Below are 17,579 nucleotides of genomic sequence, written 5' to 3' on the forward strand. Positions count from 1 at the left end.
TGGAACCCGCTCCGGCTATGGGGAAATCCGCAGCTGGGGAATTCGCAGCTAGGGAGTGCGGAGCGCCGCGTGGAAAGCGTAGGCCGAGTTGCTCCACACCACGAAGAGCAGCGGGGCCGGCGCCAGGGCCACGCCCAGCACGGGCTGCAGCAGCGCGGCAGAGGCGATGACGCCCAGCAGGACAAGCGCGGCAAAGCTCAGGTACCAGCGCTGCACGCACAGGTAGAGGGCTGCCTTGAGCAGGTCCTTGAGTCCCGCTTCGGGCAAGAGTACGACGCCGGCGCTCGCCGTTACGGTGACGGCCACGGTGACGGCGGCAGCCACCACGATGACGGGAACCAGCACGGCCGCTGCCGGCATGGACAGGGTGACCGCCAGGTCCACGCCAAGGAAGAGCAGTATTGCCACGGCGGCCAGCCCCAGCGGGGCGGCCCGCCGGAAACCGCCGAAGTAGCCCCTGAGGAAGGATGCAACCGGCTTAACCGCGGCGCCGTCGTCGTTCAATGCCTGGAAGGAGGCAAACAGGCCGGCGAGCGACGGCGGAACGGTCACCGAAAGCGCAAGGAAGAACGGCCAGGCGGCGATGGGGTCCGCCACCAGGGCCAGGCACAGCACCAGCGGCGCGTTCGCCAGGGCCAGCAGGACGTTCCCGGCCAGGAAGGTGTAGACGAAGCCGAAGATGCCGCCGAAGGTTTCAAATCCGGGGCTGGGAAGGCGTCCGGCCAGGCCGCGCCGCCGGGAACGGGTGGGGTGCTGCGCCACGGAGGTCATCCCTTCATGCCGCTCGTGGCGATGCCCTGGATGAAGTAGCGCTGGCCCACCAGGAAGATCACCAGGATGGGGATCACGGAGATCACGGAACCGGTCATGATCATGGCGTACTCGGCATCGAACTGGCCCACGAAGGAACGCAGGCCCAGCTGGACGGTCCAGAGGCGGTTGCTGGTGAGGTAGATGAACGGGCCCATGTAGTCGTTCCAGGTGTTCACGAACGTCAGCAGCGCCAGGCTGGCCAGTGCCGGTTTGGACAGCGGCAGGATCACCCGGGCCCAGATTCCGTACTCGCTCAGGCCGTCGATCCGGGCGGCCTCGCAGAGCTCGTCCGGAATGGTCATGTAGTACTGCCGCATCAGGAACACGCCGAACGCGCCGAAGGCCTGCAACAGGATGAGGGCGTTAAAGCTGTTGGTCAGGCCCAGGTTCTGCATCATGATGTACTGCGGCACCATGTAGGCCTGCCACGGCACGGCGATGGTGCCGATGTACGCCAGGAACAGCACGTCCCGGCCCGGGAAACGCACCTTGGAAAAGCCATAGGCCGCCAGCGAACCGGTGAGGACCTGCAGGCACGTGATGATCACCGCGAGGTACAGAGAGTTCTGCAGGTACCCCATCATGGGGATCCGGGTCCAGATGTCCGTGTAGTTGCTCCAGACGAACTCCGTGGGGATCCACTGGATCGGCACCGTGAGGACCTGGTTGTTCTCCTTCAGCGAGGAGGACACCATCCAGATGAACGGCACCATCAGCGCCGCCACCAGCACCACCAGCACGCCGTAAATGACGGCGTCGGAGGTGCGCTTCTTCCGTTCCCGTGGCGAGTCGCGCTGCGTACGACGGCGGTCTTCCGGAGCGGGTGCCAGGCCCTCCCCGGCGAAGGGCGCCTCAGCCTTGAGGTCTTCGGCCATGTTGGTCATCAGCGTTCCCTCCGCTGTTGGATCTTGAACTGCAGGACGGTGACCGTGAGGACGATGACGAACAGCACCAGCGAGATGGCGGACGAGTATCCGAACTTCCCTTCGCCGATGCCCTCCTGGTAAATGAGCTGGGACAGCACGGTTGTGGCGCGTCCCGGTCCGCCGTTGGTCATGACCACGATCAGGTCGAACACCTTGAAGCTGGAGACTGTCAGCATCACCACCACAAAGAACGTGGTGGGCCGCAGGGAGGGGATGGTGACGTTCCAGAAGCGCTGCCAGGGGCTGGCGCCGTCAACTTCCGCTGCTTCGTAGAGTTCGGTGGGGATGGCCTGCAGGCCGGCCAGGTACAGGATCATGTAGTACCCCATGTCACGCCAGACGCTGGTGATGATGACGGCGGGCATGGCCCAGTCGGAGCTGGAGGTCCAGCCGGGGGTTTCGGCGATGCCGATAACGTTCAGGAACTGGTTGATGGGTCCGTTGTCCGGGCTGAACAGCATGTTCCAGACCACCGCCACCGCTACCAGGGAGGTGATGTAGGGAAAGAAGATTGCCACCCGGAAGAAACCGATGCCCTTGAGCTTTCGGTTCAGTAGCAAAGCGAGGACCAACGCCAGGGCCATGGTGAGCGGGACGTGCCCCAGGGCGTAGACCACGGTATTGCGCAGCGCCACCCAGAATGTGTCGCTCTGGAACATGCGCTGGAAGTTTTCCAGCCCTACCCAGCGGGGCGCCGTGAACGAGGTCCACTCCATGAAGGAGAGGGCGAAGGCCGCGGTTACGGGGATGAGGGTGAAGGCCAGGAAGCCCAGGAAGTTCGGAAGGATAAACGTCCACCCGATCAGCGTGTTGCGCCGCGCCTGCTTCCGGTTGCCCCGGCTGTGGGCAGGTGCTGGAGCCGGGGCAACGGGAGGAAGTGTTTCAGTAGTCATGGCTGCCTGTTACTGACCGAGGACTTCGCTTTTGACGCGCTTGCCCATCTCGGTGATGCCGTCTGCCACGGAGCGTTCGCCCACCATGATGAGGTCGTGCTCCTGGTTGAGGATCTTGTCCGTGGCGGCAGACTTGTCACTGACCGGCATTTCCAGCGCGGTTTCGTCGGGGGAGAACGCCTTCTTGGACAACTCATCCGTGGGCAGGCCCTCGAGCTGGAAGTAGGTGTCCGTGACAGCGTCGTTCTGCAGGGCCGGGACCACACCGATCTTGGAGATGGCCTTGGCGCCTTCTTCACCGGCAGCCCACTCGATGAACTTCCTGGCTTCCTCGGAGTGCGCGGCGTTCTTGTTGACGGCGAAGGCCGTGGGTGAGCCGAACGTCGATACCTTGCCGTTGGAGTCCTTCTGCGGCAAGGGAGCCAGGCCCCAGTCAACGTCTGTCTTGCCGTCCTTCTTGGCCTGCAGGACGCCGGCGATGTACCAGGTTCCCATGGGCATCATGGCGGCCTGGCCGGTTTCGAACATGGTCCGGTAGCTGGTCTTCTGGCTCTTGGCCGTTCCGAAGTCCAGGGTGGCGCCGCTCTTCTGCAGCTCCAGGGTGGTGTTGTACTGGTCTTCGAAGAAGCCGTACTCGCCGCTGATCTGGTCACCGCCGTTCTGCGCTGCCGCGATGGCCTGCACAACGGAGCGCCAGATGTGGTGGTACGTGCCGTAGACCTTCTTGCCGCCGGCTTCGGTGGTGAGCTTTTGGGCAAGGGCGGTGTACTCATCCCAGGTCAGGTCCTTGGGCTCTTCAACGCCGGCGGCCTTGAGCAGTTCCTTGTTGTAGTAGAGCAGCCAGAAGTCCTGCCGGTACGGCGCCGCGTAGTACTTGCCGTCAATGTCGAAGGCGTCCAGCCCGGCAAGATCGTCCTTGCCCACGGTGTCCACCACACCGTTGATTTCCTGGAGCTGGCCGTTGTTGGCGTAGCGGGCGTAGTCGATGACGTTCTTCATGGTCAGGACGTCGGTGGTGTCCCCGCCGGCCAGCATGGTGGTCACCTTCTGCGGGTAGTCGTCCGCCAGGATGTCCACCGGCTCGATGTCCACGTCCGGGTTTGCGGCCTCGTAGCCGTCAAACAGGGCCTTGAATTCCGGTGTGCCTTCGTAGTTCCACACGGATACCGTCAGGCGGGTTTTGCCGTCCTGGCTTTGGGGTTCCGCGGGACCGGCGGCGCCGGCGCAGCCGGTCAGGCCAAGTCCTGCTGTCACTGCCAGGGCGATGGCGGCGAGGGTTGTGCGCTTCATTGCGTTCTCCTTACTAGGGATGCGGGTTTGCCGCGGATGCGGCGAGGTTTGCGGTTGCGGTTGCCCGGGTACCGGACTGCTCAGGCGCTGAGGGAGAGGTCGTCAGGGACCACTTGCGCCAGCAGTTTCTGTCCGGTCAGGTACCGTTCCAGGTCGTTGAGGGCGGCGTCGGACATCCTGCGGGTTTCGCTCCCCAGGGAGCCTGCGATGTGCGGAGTGATCACGACGTTGGGGAGGTCATACAGGACGGAGGTTGCCGGCAGCGGTTCGGGTTCCGTGACGTCCAGGAGCGCGTTGATGCGGCCGGTGGCGCATTCGGCTTCCAGGGCGCTGGTGTCCACCAGCGAACCGCGGGCCGTGTTGATCAGGGTGGCATGGTCCTTCATCGCCCCCAGTTCGGCTGCGCCGAGCATATGCCGTGTCTCCGGAAGAGCCGGCGCGTGCACGGTAACGACATCCGACGCCGCGAGGAGGTCCAGCAGGGGCACCAGCCGCCCTCCTGCTGCGGCCACGGCTGACGGGTCGGCATGGGGATCGCTCACCAGACAGGTGACGTCCTGGAGCTGCTGGACCAGCTGGACCACCCTGCGCCCGATGCGGGAGAAGCCGATGACCCCGATGGTCCGCCCGATGTTGCCCAGCTCCCCGCGCAGGGTGCTGTAGCTCCAGTCCTCCCTGTGGATACGGGCATCGTTGGACAGCACCTGGGCCTTTTTGCCGGCCAGGACGATGGAGGCAAACGTGAATTCGGCTACCGGGATGGCGTTCGCGTCCGCGCCGTTGGTGACCAGGATGCCGCGGTCCCACAGTTCCTGGCTGACAAAGCTGCGGACAGTCCCGGCGCAGTGAAAGACAGCGCGGAGCCTCGGCATGTGTGCCAGCGCGGCGGCATCCAGGCGGGGTACACCCCAGCTCGTGAGGAGGATTTCCACCTCCGCAAGGCGCGGGGCCAGCCCGGGGTGTTCCCTGACGTTGAGTGAAGCGGTCCACGGCTGCGCGCCGAGATCCACCAGGTTTGCGAGGCGCTCCAGCCGCGATGCATCAAACTGGTCCGCAAAAGTACCGCGGTTCATGACCAGCAGCGCCTTCGGTTTTCGGGACACGGGGCCTCCTTTCGGGTTGTGGTGTTGGCCCCGCGGGGCTGAACTTCATGTCTTGCATCACATCTGACAATCAGTAGATACTCATAAACAAGACGGATCATCCAAGCTGATCACATTCGTTCTAGATCATTCACACTCGAACATTTGAGGAACCCAGATGACGCCACGCACCGGCGCTGCCCCTCCCGCCGCCACATGCGTCCATCCCCTGGCATCTTCCTGGGGCGCCGCCGCTTCAGCGTCCGGGCTCGTGTCCCTGCTGAGCGGCGCGCGGGCCCGGCTTCAGCTGCCCGGCGCAGGTGACCTCCGGTGGCGCCCGGCAGATGCTGCGGTCCTCGGTCCGCTGCGCGAGCAGGCCTGCGACGAGCGGGGAAAGCCGTGGCCGCAGCCGCTGGTTTCCCACTATGCGCGGTATTTCCGCGACGGAAACCGGACCGCCTACGAGGGGCTGGTGGCCGCCCGCCAGCAACGGCTGACCCGCGCCGTGGTGATGGCCCTGGTGTCCGACGACGGTGGGCCAGCTTCCGGCACAGGAGCAGGGCCGGCTGCCTGGCTGGACGAGGTGATCGACGGCGCCTACCTCCTCTGTGAGCAAAGCTCCTGGAGCTGGGCTGCCCACGATGACGTGTTTGCCCGCAGCAGGGAAGTGGTGCCGGACGCGGGCCGCCCCTTCCTGGACCTGGGTGCCGGCGAAGTGGCCGCGCAGCTGGCGTGGATCGACTACGTCCTGGGCGGACAGCTGGACGAACGGGCGCCGGGCCTGCGCGCGCGGATCCGCGGGGAGGCTGCCCGGAGGGTTATCCGGCCCTTCCTGGACCGGATGGACTGGCACTGGCTGGGACTGGACGGGGACGTCCATAACTGGAACCCCTGGATCCACTCCAACCTGATCGCCGCGGCGCTCTTCCTGGTGGATGACCCCGAAACCCAGGCGCGAACAGTTGCCCGGTGCATCGAGGGCCTGGGCCGTTTCCTCGCCTCCCTTCCCGCCGACGGTGCCATCGACGAGGGCTTCGCCTACTGGTGGAACGGCGCCGGACGGGCACTCGAGGGCCTGGCCCTGCTGGAGCAGGCCACCGGGGGAGGGCTCGACGCCGGCCTGCCGGTGGTCCGCGAACTGGTGGCTTTTCCGCACCGGATGCACATCGGCGCCAACTGGTTCCTGAACGTGGCCGACGGCCCCGCGCAGGCAGCAGCGGCCTTGCCCTGGGACATGCTCCACGGCTGGGCGGTGCGCCTTGGGGACCAGGACGCCGCCCGTCACGCAGCAGCCATGGCTGCCCTCCGGATTGAGGCGGCCGCAGGGCTCGGACGAGTGCTGCACTCGCTCGTGGCCACGGTGGAGGAGGTGGGCGGGGAGGCCGGTGTGGAAAAGGCGGAAACTCCGCCGCTGGTTCCGTTCGCCTGGTTTCCGTCCGTCCAGATCATGGTGGCGCGGGAGACGGCCGGAACGTCCCGGGGCCTGTTCCTGGCAGCCAAGGGCGGGCACAACGGCGAGCACCACAACCACAAGGATGTGGGCTCCGTGGTGGTCGCAGCTGACGGGGTTCCCCTGCTGGTTGATGCCGGCCAGCCCACCTACACCGCCAAGACGTTCGGACCGGACCGTTATGAAATCCGCGCCATGCAGAGCGCCTGGCACAGCGTCCCGGCGCCCTTCGGACTGGAGCAAGGCGCCGGCGGGGAGTACGCGGCCGTGGTGCTGGCAGAACCGGCGCCCGATGGGCCCACCCTGGAGGTGGCCCTCGGCGCGGCGTACGGGATGCGCCCGGACGCGTGGACCCGCACCTCATCCCTGGACCGCAATGCCGGGAAGGTCGTTGTGGCCGACCGCTGGGACCTTGACGGGGCGCGGGACGACGGAACGTCCGACGTCGACATCGCCTACCTGGCGGCCGGCACCGTCAGGCTGGGACAGGGAGCAGCCACGGTCCTGCCCGTGGGGATCCCCGGCGCTGGCGGAACCCGGGGCCTAGCCTTGCGCTGGGAGCCCGCCTCCGCCGTCGTGCTGGTGGACGAATGGCCGCTGGACGATCCCCTCCTTGCCGGCGTCTGGGGCGAAAAGCTGACCCGGCTGCGGTTCCGCCTGCCGATGACTGAAGAACTGACAGAAACAAGACCCCGCGCCGCCGGCGCATTCACCCTCACCGCGGAGGTAACCCCATGAGCCCGGAACAACCCGCCGAACCGGCAGGGAAGTCCCTGTTCTCCCTGCAGCGCCGGGAACGGCTGATGGAGGAACTCCGCGCCCACGGAGCCATCACTGTCCGCGGCATTGCGGCGAAGCTGGGTGTCAGCGAGTTGACTATTCGCCGGGACGTCAACATCCTGGCGGACGAGGGGCTGGTGTCGCGGGTGCACGGCGGCGCCACCCTGCCCAGCAAGTTGGACCGGTCGACGGCGGCGGGCCGCCCTCCGCACCACAGCTACTCCATCGGGATGGTGGTGCCGTCGCTGGACTACTACTGGCCGCAGGTCATCAGTGGAGCGCGGGCGGAAGCCGAGGACCAGAACCTCCGGATCCTGGTCCGGGGGTCCGCCTATGACGCCGCGGATAACCGCCGCCAGGTGCAGGCCCTGCTGGACACGCAGAACATCGACGGGCTGATCGTGGCGCCGGACATGACCGGGGACCAGGGCCAGGAACTGCTGCGCTGGCTCAACGCCCTGCCCATCCCCGTGGTGCTCGCCGAGCGGCGCTCGCCGATTGAGATCCCGGCCCACCGGCTGGAGTGGGTGGCCACGGACCATGCCTTCGGCGCGGGGATGGCCGTCAGGCACTTGTGGCAGGAGGGGCATCGAAGGATCGGCTGCCTCACAGATTCCTCCAGCCCCACCAGCCCGCACGTGGTGCGCGGCTGGCACCAGGCGCTTGCCGCGCTGAAGATTCCCCTGGAAGGCTCTGTGCACGAGGATTCGGCGAAGCCGGAGAACGGAGGGCGTGCCACGCATTTCGACCACGTCCTGGCGCTGTGCCGGAAAACCGGGACCACCGCCATGCTGGTCCACTCCGACACGCAGGCGGTGGCGTTTGTGCAGCACTGCGTGGACAAGGGGTTGCGGGTGCCCGGGGACATCGCCATTGTGGGGTATGACGACGAAGTGGCCTACCTTGCGGAGCCGGCCATCTCCGCGGTGCGGCCGCCCAAGCAGTACGTGGGCAAGGTGGCCGTGCAGCTGATGGCGGCACGGCTGGCGGAAGGCCGGATGCGGCCCGTGCACCGGATCGAGCTGAACCCGGAACTGATCCTGCGCGAATCCTCGGCGGGCGCCCCGCAGGCCCCGGCAGCCGGCATGCTGCAGGTCCCGCAGTGACCGCCCCTCCCACTGGCCGGGATGCTGGCCGGGACCCTGCCGCCGCGCCGAAAGCCCTGCTGCTCAGCGGTGAGGGACGCTACTCGGACCCGTGGCATCCTTTCGCCGAGACGTCCGCCGCCCTGGCCGGCCTGCTGCGGGAGGCGGGGTTCGGCGTCGCGATTCCCGGCGACGTGGACACCGCGCTGGAGGAACTGGCCGGGACCGCGGACACTGACCTGCCGGAACTCCTGGTGGTCAATGTGGGGCTGCCCCGCGACGGGCAGCCATCCCCCGGAACTCCTGTGGCCGCCGCGGGACTGGTGCGGTGGCTTGGCTCGGGGCGGCCCCTGCTGGTGAGCCACTCCAGCTCCACCAGCTTCGTGGACTCCCCGGAATGGGAAAGCGGGCTTGGGGGACGCTGGGTCCGCGGAACGTCCATGCACCCCGACTACGGACCGGCCACCGTCCGGATCCGGCCCGCGTCCGGCCCCGTGGTTGAGGGAATGCAGGACTTTACGCTGCTCGACGAGCGCTACAGCTGGCTGCGCACCGCCCCCGGCATCACCGTCCACGCCACCCATACCCACGAAGGCGCAGAGCACCCGCTGATGTGGTCTCTGCTCCGCCAGCCACCCGAAGACAGCCCGGCCGGCCGCACGTTTTATGACGCCCTGGGCCACGACGCCGCCTCCTACGAATCGCCCGAACACCGGGAACTGCTGGGGCGGGCCATTTCCTGGCTGACCCGCTGACCCGCTTGTTTGCCTGACCGTCCAACACCACCTGACCCCTGGGGAATCCATGCCCGCCACAGCTCCTCCCGTTTCCTTGACCCTGCCCCCGCTGGACCGGCAGCTCTCGCCGTTCACCGGCCTGACCCGCGAGCACTGGTGCGCCTACGCGGACTATCTGCTGCGCTCGGCACACCGGCATGCCACTGAGGACCACGCGAACATCCACCTCCCCGGCGCCAACAGCGCCTATGGCCCGCGCAGCGATTCTCTCGAAGCGTTCGCACGGACATTCCTGCTGGCCTCCTTCCGGATGGCGGGGGACCCGGGCGGCACTGGCTGGATCGCCGACTGGTATGCCCGGGGGCTGGATGCCGGCACCAATCCCGCCAACCCGGACCGCTGGCCAACCCCGGGGGAGCTCGGCCAGGCGAAAGTGGAGGCGGCCTCGCTGGCCGTCGGCCTGGCCCTCACGCGGGACATGCTGTGGGACAAGCTGCCGCAGCGCGTCCAGGAACAGCTCATCGCGTGGTTCGAGACCGTGATCGGGGAGGACTACCCGCCCATCAACTGGGTGTGGTTCCAGATCGTCGTCGAAAGTTTCCTGGCCTCGGTGGGCGGCCGGTACTCGGACCAGGACATCGACGCCGGCCTGGCCATCCACGACTCCCTGTACCGGAGCCAGGGCTGGTTCGCCGACGGGCCCGAGCGTGCCTTTGACCACTACGTTGGCTGGGCCTTCCAGGTTTACCCGCAGCTGTGGGAGCTGATGGCGCCCGGGGATCCGCGGGTCAGGGCCCGGGCACAGCTTGACGGTGACAGGCTGGCCGACTTCCTGGACGACGCCGTCCACTTGGTGGGGGCCAACGGCGCCCCGCTCATCCAGGGCCGCAGCCTGATCTACCGCTTCGCCGCGGCCGCGCCGTTCTGGACCGGTGAACTGTCCGGGCACACGCGGCTCAGCCCGGGTGTCACGCGGCGGGCGGCGTCGGGAATCCTGGACTACTTTGCCCGCCGGGGCGCCATCACCGAGGACGGGCTGCTCTCCATCGGCTGGCACGGCGAGTTCCCGGGGATGAAGCAGTCCTACTCCGGCGCCGGGTCACCGTACTGGGCGGCCAAGGGCATGCTGGGCCTTGCGTTGCCGGCGGACCACCGCGTCTGGACAGCCGTCGAGGAACCGCTGCCCGTGGAAGCCGGCGACACCCGGCGGCTTATCCATGCCCCGGGCTGGCAGGTGGACGGGACGGTGGCGGACGGCGTGGTGAGGATCCGGAACCACGGCACGGACCACGCCAACGCCGGCGTAAAGGTGGCGGATTCGCCGCTCTATGCCCGGTTGGGCTACTCCACCGCCACCTTCCCGGACCTGGAACCGCAGTCCCTGGACAACGCCGTGGTCCTGATGGACAGTGCAGGGCAGACCACCCACAGGACAGGCTTTGAATACCTCGGGCAGCAGGACCTGGGCGGGGTGCTGGCGGGTGCCTCGCGGAGCACCGTCAACTGGATTTCCGTGGATCCGGACGCCGGGCCGGACCACGGCAGCGGCGCCCGGGGTACAGCGACGCCGGGCCCGGAGGTGACGGTGGTGTCGCTGACCCGCGGGGCGGTGGAGCTGCGGCTGGTCCGGGTGCGGGGCGTGGACCCGGCACAGGAAGCGAAGCTCCGGATCGGCGGCTGGCCGGTGGATGCGGCATCCGGCATAGCCAGTACGGTGCGGCCCGTACCCGGCTTTGGCCTGCGCCTTGACGACGCCGGGACCTGGCGCCGGGACGCGCCGCACCCGATGGGGGAGAGCCTTGCTATCCCCTGGATCGGCACCTCAGGCGTGGCTGGCGACGGCGACTATGCCGCCGTCGTCGTCCTCGCCGGGGAGGAAGCTGCGGAAGCATACGCCGTCCGCCTTGTTCCGGGGGAAGGATTCGGCTTCCCTGACGGCACCGTCCTCACCTTCGCCGCCGCATTGGAGTTTTTGTCCAGATAAGCCGACTTAAAGGCCCCGCAACCCTGCGTATCTGGACAAAAACTCCTACGCCTCGTTGAACCAGTCCCGCGAAGGGTTGGTGACCTCCGGGACGGAACGGTGCAGCTCCGGCTGGGCCGCCCACTTCACGCCGTTGGCCAGGACCCGCTGGATCTGCGGGTGGTGGTACACCGGGTACTCCTGGTCGCCGGGGCTGAAGTAGAAGATGCGTCCCTTGCCGCGGGTGAAGGTGACGCCGGAACGGAACACCTCGCCGCCGGCGAACGAGCTGATGAAGATCAGGTCGTCCGGGTCCGGGATGTCAAACAGTTCCCCGTACATCTCCTGCTCGGGGATGACGATGGGGCTGTCCACGCCTTCGGCAATGGGGTGTGACGGCTTCACGGTCCACACGAGCTCGCGCTCGCCGTCGTTCCGCCAGGCCAGCGAGCAGGTGGTGCCCAGCAGCTTGGTGAAGACCTTGGCGAAGTGCCCCGAGTGGAGCACGATGAGCCCCATGCCACCGAGCACGTGCCGGTGGACGCGTTCGACGACGGCGTCACTCACCTCGTGGTGGGCCACGTGGCCCCACCAGAGCAGGACGTCCGTCCCGGCGAGCACGTCCTCGTCAAGGCCGTGCTCGTCGTCGGTGGCCAGCACCGCCGTCGTGATTTCCGCCTCGGGGTAAAAGGAACGGAGCCCCGCGGCGATGGCGCCGTGGATGCCGTCAGGGTAGATCTCCCCGATGTGTGACGGCTCGTTGTTGGCCTCGTGGACGCCCTCGTTCCAGACGCGGATTCTCAGCTTGTCGTTCATTAGAGACGAACCTCCCTTTGTTCGCGTGCGGACAGGTAGCACGCGTCGATGATCTGCGCCCGGTAGAGCGCCAGGGAGCCATCGTGTTCGCCCCAGGCCTGCTCGCCGCCGCGCACTGCCGTGACGAAGTCTTCCACCACTGCGTCATGGGCGCGGCCCGGAAGCACCGGCGGGACGTAGTCGGCGGATTCGCCCTCCCTGTCGGTGAAAACCCGGAGCTGGCCTACGGCCGGGAACGGCGCCCCCTGCACCTTGAGCTCGGCGCCGCCATCGGTGCCGTAGACGGTGAAGTCCAGAAGGTCGTCCGTTTCCCGGTAGGTGGCCCAGCTGGCTTCGATCACGAGAGTTCCGCCGCCCTCCAGCCGGAGGAACGCTGACGCGAAGTCCTCCACCTCGAATGCGTGGCTGGAGGCCAGTGCCGAGTAGGCGCTTCCACCGCCCCGCCCCTGGGGGCCAAGCTCCGAATGTGTGGCGGCGGAGACGGCCACCACCTTGGGTTCACCGAGAAGGTGCAGGGCGTAGTCCAGCGCGTGGACGCCGATGTCCGCCAGCGGTCCGCCGCCGGCGAGCTCCGGGTTGGTGAACCAGCTGCCCAGGGTGGGGATGCCGGAGCGGCGGAGCCAGGAGGCCTTGGCGTAGTACGGCCGGCCCAGCCCGCCGTCGTCAATGACACCCTTGAGCGCCTTGATGTCGCCGCGGCGGCGGTGGTTGAAGGCCACGTCCAGGACGCGCCCCGCCTTGCGGGCGGCATCCACCATGGCCTGGCCTTCGACGGCGTTGCGGGCGATGGGCTTCTCGCTCAGCACGTGGATTCCCCGTTCCAGGGCGGCGATGGCGATGGGTGCGTGCAGGAAGGTGGGAACTGCCACGCTGATCGCGTCCAGCCCGCCGTGCTCCAGCATGTCCTTCCAGTCGGCAAAGGCGTTCGGAATGGAGTACTCGGCCTGCAGCGAGTTGCGGAGTTCCTCCTCCATGCCCGCCAGCGCCACAATGCGCACGCCGTCCAGGCCGTTGTAGGCCATGAGGTGCTGCTGTCCGGCCCAGCCGATGCCGACAACGCCTACCCTCAGTTCCTTGGAGGCTGGTCCTTCGCCTGGTGTAGCTGACTGCTGTCCTGCTGCCCCTTGCGCCGGGGACTGCTCGATGTTCAAGGGGTTGCTTCCTTTGGTTTGATTCTGGGTGGGTTCTGCTTGGCGTGGAATCGATTCCAACGTACAGATACGAACTGCCCGAAAGTGCTGGAATCGATTCCAAAAGTCTGTCAGTGGAAGTTCTGGGCTGTCAACCCCCTTCAGCCCTTTGTTGAGTCCCGAACCACGAGTTCGTGCGGGAGGTAGGTCCGGCCGCGGCGGTGCGCCCCGGGTTCCGTCATGCGCTCGAAGAGCGCGTCGAAGGCCACGCGGCCCATGTCGTAGGCGGGCTGCCTGATGGTGGTTAACCCGGGCACGCACATCTCCGCCTGGATGGAGTCGTCAAAGCCTGCAACGGCGATGTCGCCGGGCACCCGCAGGCCGGCATCGGTAATTTCGCGGACGCATCCGGCGGCCACCGTGTCGCTGCCGCAGAAGACCGCGTCGGGCAGCCGGTCGCTGCCTAGCAGTTCCCGGGTGAGGCTCCGGCCGGAATGGAAGTTGAAGTCCCCGTCTGCGAACAGCAGGTGTTCCGGCGAGAGGCCCGCTTCGGCAAGGGCCCAGCGGAAGCCGTCCTCCCGGAGCCGGCCGGAGCGCGCCGCCCGGTTGCCGATCATCGCCAACTTCCGGCTTCCGGTTTTGATGAGGTGCTGCGTGATGTCGTACGACGCTTGCCGGTCATCGATGGATACGCCGAACGCCGCCTCCGAGTCCGCCACTTCGCAGAGCTGCACCACGCTCATTTGGGTGGCCACTGCTTCGATCTCGTCGTCAGCCATGGTTGGGGAAAACATGATCAAGCCGTCCACGGAGCCGTTGCGCAGCATGTCCACCAGCTGCTGTTCCCGCTCGGGTTCGCCGGCTGTCGGTGCGATGAGGCTGACGTATCCGGACAAGGCGGCAGCATCGCCGACACCCCGGAAGGCTTCACTGACGATGGGTGAGTCCAGATTTTTCGCGAGGGCCAGGATGCGCATGGTGCGGTCACGGCGCAGGTCGCGGGCGGAAGCGAGGGGCCGGTAGTTGAGCTGGCGGATTGCTCCAGCCACCTTTTCTTTGCTCGCTGCACTGACGGCCGGGCTTCCGTTCAGCACACGCGACACCGTCCCCACGGACACTCCCGCCGTTTTCGCGACGTCCTGGACTGTCGCTCGTGCCATGTCCGTTTATCCCTTCCGCGGCTTCAAGGGAGGGCTGTGGCCCTCCACCCTGCTCGGCCTGCCCGTGCTGCCGTGGCTGCTGTTCTTCAGCTTAGCCGCGGCCGGCGTCACGCACGGCACGCTTCTGGCCTCCCGCGCCGCTGCATCCCCCGTGATTCCGGGAGGCTGTCAGCCAGGACCGTCCTAAAGGGCGCCTGGCGTGACGCGATTCCGGGAGCGCCCACCGCGAAACACCAAATTAACCTTGCCGCCGGTCCCGCGAAACACTGCTTGGATACTCTGATGCAACAAGGTTTACTAATAGCTAACGCCAACCGAACAGGAACGTTTCGATGACCAGTGTCGCAACCCCTGCTGTAACCGCCCTGCCGTTCGCCGAGGAACGGGAAGTTTCCGGGGCTCCCGCCATTTCCCTGGCAGACATCGCCAAGGCCCACGGCGTCCGCTTCCTGCTGGCCACCTTCGTGGACATGACCGGCAAGCCCTGCGCCAAGCTGGTCCCGGTGGAAGCCGCCGGGGAACTCGAAAGCGGTGCCATGGGTTTCGCCGGCTTCGCTGCGGGCCTGATGGGGCAGAAGCCGCAGGACCCGGACCTGATCGCCGTGCCGGACCTGGACTCCTTCACCCCGGTGCCCTTCATTAAGGAGGGCCTGGCCATCATCCACTGCGACCCCCACGTCAACGGCACGCCCTGGCCCTACGCGCCGCGCGTGATCCTGAAAAACACCCTGGCCCGCCTTGCGGAGAAGGGCATGCAGGCCAAGGTGGGCGCCGAGGTGGAGTACTTCCTGGTGAAGAAGAACGACGACGGGACGCTGAGTACCGCCGACGCCAGGGACGATTCACCCCGCCCCTGCTACGACGCCCGCGGGGTCACCCGGATGTACGACCACCTCACCTCCATCTCCGAGGCGATGAACGGCCTGGGCTGGGGCAACTATGCCAATGACCACGAGGACGCCGCCGGCCAGTTCGAGCAGAACTTCAACTACGCCGATGCCCTCACCACCGCGGACCGGGTGGTCACCCTCCGCTACATCCTGAACATCCTGGCCGAACAGCGCGGCATGACGGCCACCTTTATGCCCAAGCCTTTTACCGACCGCACCGGCACTGGACTGCACTTCCACCTGTCCCTGTGGTCCGGCGCCGAGGCGCTGTTCCCGGCAGCGGGCAGCGGGGCGGAAGGCAAGGGAAACAACGACGACGGCAGGGGCCTTGGGATTTCCGGCCTCGCCTGCTCCTTTATCGCCGGCATCCTGGACCATGCTCCGGCACTCCAGGCGTTCCTCGCCCCGACAGTGAATTCCTACAAACGGACAGGCGCCACCACCAGCTCATCCGGTGCCACGTGGTCACCTCGGAAGGCGTCCTATGGCGGCAACGACCGGACCCACATGATCCGCGTCCCGGACAACAAACGGATTGAACTGCGTTCCGGCGACGGCTCCGCCAACCCGTACCTGGCCATCGCCACCGCGATTTCTGCAGGGCTGGACGGAGTGGAGAAAGCCGCCGACCCGGGTGCACCGTCCGGTCCCGGCGAGTCCAGGCCGGACGCGCACCGGCTGCCGGCCACCCTGCTCCATGCCGTCGAAGCCCTGCGGCAGGACCCGGTCATGCTGGCCAGCCTCAGCGGCAACCCGGAGATCGGCAGGTACTACGCGGACGCCAAGGAAGAGGAATTCCTGAGCTGGCACAACCAGGTCAGCGACTGGGAAATCCGCACGTACTTGACGTCGATCTGACCGTCCTCCATCCAGTCACACCACCAGACGCTATTGAGTAAGGACCCCCACCATGTGCGGAATCGCCGCGCTGCAGCTGCGCAACCCCTCGCTGCACCCCCAAATGGGCAGCCTGCTGTCCTCCATGCTGTGCCAGATCGTGGACCGCGGACCGGACTCCGCCGGCCTGGCCGTCTACAACACCCCCGGCCTGGTTTCGCGGGGGATGTCCACCCTCAGCCTGCTGGGCAAGGACCAGGGAATGACGACGGCGGACATCACCGCCGGCGTCGCGGCTCTCCTTGCCGGTGCGCTTCCGGCGGGTGCGGCAGCAGCCGTCAAAGTGGTCGGCGACACCACCCTGGTGAGCGCCGCCGTCGGGACTGATCTGCTGGTGAAAGCGGTCAGCGAAACCCTGCCCGGCGCCACCATCATTGGCCGCGGCGAGCATGTGGCGGTCATGAAAAGCGTGGGCCACCCCATGGAAATCGCCGCCGAGCACGGACTGGAGGCGATGGCGGGAAGCCAGGGACTGTCCCACACCCGGATGGCCACCGAGTCCGCCGTTACCGCCGGCGGCTCCCACCCGTTCTCCGTGGCCGACGACCTCTGCCTGGTCCACAACGGCTCCTTCTCCAACCACGCCACTGTCCGCCGGGAGCTCAGGCGCGAAGGCGTGGTGTTCGACTCCGAAAACGACACCGAAGTGGGCGCCCGCTACGTCGCCTCCCGGCTGAAGCAGGGCGACACCCTCGAGGAAGCCCTGGTGAACCTGGGCAAGGCCCTGGACGGTTTCTACACCCTGGTGGTCACCACCGCGGACAGCATGGCCGTGGTCCGCGACCCCATCGCCTGCAAACCGGCCATCATCGCCGAAACGGACGACTACGTGGCCATGGCCTCCGAGTACCGCGCCCTGGCCGGCCTGCCCGGCATCGACAACGCCCGCATCTTTGAACCGGAACCCGGAAAGGTCTACACATGGTCACTCTGACAGCCCCCGAAAGCACGGCAAGCACCGCCCCGGATGCCCGGGTGCCGGAGTCCAGCACCGTGGACCTGGCCGTCACCAGCGTCCGGGAACTCAACCAGGCCATCCACAACGCCGCGGACGGACAAGCGTGGACCGTCACCAACCCGGGCGGCAAGCACAGCCTCGCCGTCGGCATCGACGCGGACATCGCGGTGACCATCGAAGGCCACGCCGGCTACTATGCCGCCGGGATGCACCAAAAAGGCGGCGTCACCATCACCGGCAACGCCGGCGTCGGCCTTGCCGAGAACATCATGTCCGGCCGCGTCCACGTGACGGGCGATGCTTCCCAGTCCGCAGCCGCCACCGGCCACGGCGGCCTGGTGGTCATCGACGGCAACGCCGGTGCCCGGTGCGGGATCTCCATGAAGGGCGTGGACATCGTGGTGGGCGGCAACATCGGCCACATGTCCGCGTTCATGGCGCAGGCCGGACGCCTGGTGGTCTGCGGCGACGCCGGCGACGCCCTGGGCGACTCGATCTACGAGGCGCGGATCTACGTCAAAGGGACGGTGGCCTCCCTCGGTGCGGACTGCGTCGAAAAGCCGCTGCGCGAAGAGCACCTTGCCGAACTGGCAGAACTGCTGGCTGCCGGCGGCCGCACCGACAACCCTGCCGATTTCAAGCGCTACGGCTCAGCCCGGAACCTCTACCACTTCCACGTCGACAACTCGACTGCCTACTAGGAGGCCCC

General features: G+C 67.2%; 15 protein-coding genes. 7 read left to right on the forward strand and 8 right to left on the reverse strand.

Going from position 1 to position 17,579, the window contains the following annotated elements:
- Nucleotides 1-48 precede the first annotated feature (48 nt).
- The 5 genes from IEX43_RS14745 to IEX43_RS14765 form a co-directional block, all read right to left on the reverse strand.
- Nucleotides 49-771: a hypothetical protein gene (locus IEX43_RS14745; protein ID WP_188812122.1), complete on the reverse strand. Its 723-nt coding sequence runs from the start codon at nucleotides 769-771 to the stop codon at nucleotides 49-51.
- Nucleotides 768-1,697, reverse strand: coding sequence for a carbohydrate ABC transporter permease (locus IEX43_RS14750; RefSeq protein ID WP_188812124.1), 930 nt, complete (start codon nucleotides 1,695-1,697; stop codon nucleotides 768-770). The genes IEX43_RS14745 and IEX43_RS14750 overlap by 4 nt, the downstream gene beginning before the upstream one ends.
- The gene (locus tag IEX43_RS14755; RefSeq protein WP_188812126.1) at nucleotides 1,697-2,632 is read right to left on the reverse strand and encodes a carbohydrate ABC transporter permease; all 936 of its coding nucleotides are present in this window, start codon (nucleotides 2,630-2,632) and stop codon (nucleotides 1,697-1,699) included. Before IEX43_RS14755 ends, IEX43_RS14750 begins: the two co-directional genes overlap by 1 nt.
- Before the next feature lie 9 nt (nucleotides 2,633-2,641).
- Nucleotides 2,642-3,922: an ABC transporter substrate-binding protein gene (locus IEX43_RS14760; RefSeq protein WP_188812128.1), complete on the reverse strand. Its 1,281-nt coding sequence runs from the start codon at nucleotides 3,920-3,922 to the stop codon at nucleotides 2,642-2,644.
- Nucleotides 3,923-4,002: 80 nt separating this feature from the next.
- Complete coding sequence (locus IEX43_RS14765; RefSeq protein ID WP_188812130.1) at nucleotides 4,003-5,025, reverse strand: hydroxyacid dehydrogenase; 1,023 nt, start codon at nucleotides 5,023-5,025, stop codon at nucleotides 4,003-4,005.
- Nucleotides 5,026-5,182: 157 nt separating this feature from the next.
- Between IEX43_RS14765 and IEX43_RS14770 the strand changes: the two genes are divergently transcribed.
- The 4 genes from IEX43_RS14770 to IEX43_RS14785 are packed head-to-tail and all read left to right on the forward strand — an operon-like array spanning nucleotide 5,183 to nucleotide 11,040.
- The gene (locus IEX43_RS14770; RefSeq protein WP_188812132.1) at nucleotides 5,183-7,192 is read left to right on the forward strand and encodes a heparinase II/III domain-containing protein; all 2,010 of its coding nucleotides are present in this window, start codon (nucleotides 5,183-5,185) and stop codon (nucleotides 7,190-7,192) included.
- On the forward strand, nucleotides 7,189-8,340 hold the full coding sequence (locus IEX43_RS14775; RefSeq protein WP_188812134.1) for a LacI family DNA-binding transcriptional regulator: 1,152 nt from the start codon (nucleotides 7,189-7,191) through the stop codon (nucleotides 8,338-8,340). The genes IEX43_RS14770 and IEX43_RS14775 overlap by 4 nt, the downstream gene beginning before the upstream one ends.
- On the forward strand, nucleotides 8,337-9,074 hold the full coding sequence (locus IEX43_RS14780) for a ThuA domain-containing protein (protein WP_188812136.1): 738 nt from the start codon (nucleotides 8,337-8,339) through the stop codon (nucleotides 9,072-9,074). Before IEX43_RS14775 ends, IEX43_RS14780 begins: the two co-directional genes overlap by 4 nt.
- Before the next feature lie 49 nt (nucleotides 9,075-9,123).
- Complete coding sequence (locus IEX43_RS14785; protein ID WP_188812138.1) at nucleotides 9,124-11,040, forward strand: DUF2264 domain-containing protein; 1,917 nt, start codon at nucleotides 9,124-9,126, stop codon at nucleotides 11,038-11,040.
- A 45-nt stretch (nucleotides 11,041-11,085) separates the two neighbouring features.
- On the opposite strand, the gene IEX43_RS14790 is transcribed toward IEX43_RS14785, so the two are convergent.
- The 3 genes from IEX43_RS14790 to IEX43_RS14800 all read right to left on the reverse strand — a co-directional run bounded on the left by IEX43_RS14790 (nucleotide 11,086) and on the right by IEX43_RS14800 (nucleotide 14,125).
- Nucleotides 11,086-11,835 carry a ThuA domain-containing protein gene (locus IEX43_RS14790; RefSeq protein WP_188812140.1) on the reverse strand — a complete coding sequence of 250 codons (750 nt, stop codon included), beginning with the start codon at nucleotides 11,833-11,835 and terminating at the stop codon, nucleotides 11,086-11,088.
- Complete coding sequence (locus tag IEX43_RS14795) at nucleotides 11,835-12,986, reverse strand: Gfo/Idh/MocA family protein (protein ID WP_377102611.1); 1,152 nt, start codon at nucleotides 12,984-12,986, stop codon at nucleotides 11,835-11,837. Before IEX43_RS14795 ends, IEX43_RS14790 begins: the two co-directional genes overlap by 1 nt.
- Before the next feature lie 140 nt (nucleotides 12,987-13,126).
- The gene (locus tag IEX43_RS14800) at nucleotides 13,127-14,125 is read right to left on the reverse strand and encodes a LacI family DNA-binding transcriptional regulator (RefSeq protein ID WP_188812142.1); all 999 of its coding nucleotides are present in this window, start codon (nucleotides 14,123-14,125) and stop codon (nucleotides 13,127-13,129) included.
- 332 nt (nucleotides 14,126-14,457) lie between these two features.
- On the opposite strand from IEX43_RS14800, the gene glnT reads away from it, so the two are divergent.
- From glnT to IEX43_RS14815, 3 genes are read left to right on the forward strand one after another with little or no spacing between them, the layout of a single operon-like run.
- The gene (gene glnT, locus IEX43_RS14805) at nucleotides 14,458-15,873 is read left to right on the forward strand and encodes a type III glutamate--ammonia ligase (RefSeq protein WP_229666477.1); all 1,416 of its coding nucleotides are present in this window, start codon (nucleotides 14,458-14,460) and stop codon (nucleotides 15,871-15,873) included.
- 52 nt (nucleotides 15,874-15,925) lie between these two features.
- Nucleotides 15,926-16,846, forward strand: a complete 921-nt coding sequence (locus IEX43_RS14810; RefSeq protein WP_188812143.1) for a class II glutamine amidotransferase domain-containing protein — start codon at nucleotides 15,926-15,928, stop codon at nucleotides 16,844-16,846.
- Nucleotides 16,834-17,571, forward strand: coding sequence for a GltB/FmdC/FwdC-like GXGXG domain-containing protein (locus tag IEX43_RS14815; RefSeq protein ID WP_188812144.1), 738 nt, complete (start codon nucleotides 16,834-16,836; stop codon nucleotides 17,569-17,571). The genes IEX43_RS14810 and IEX43_RS14815 overlap by 13 nt, the downstream gene beginning before the upstream one ends.
- Nucleotides 17,572-17,579: the final 8 nt, after the last annotated feature.

Source organism: Pseudarthrobacter polychromogenes (assembly GCF_014644495.1).
GTDB classification, from domain to species: Bacteria; Actinomycetota; Actinomycetes; order Actinomycetales; family Micrococcaceae; genus Arthrobacter; species Arthrobacter polychromogenes.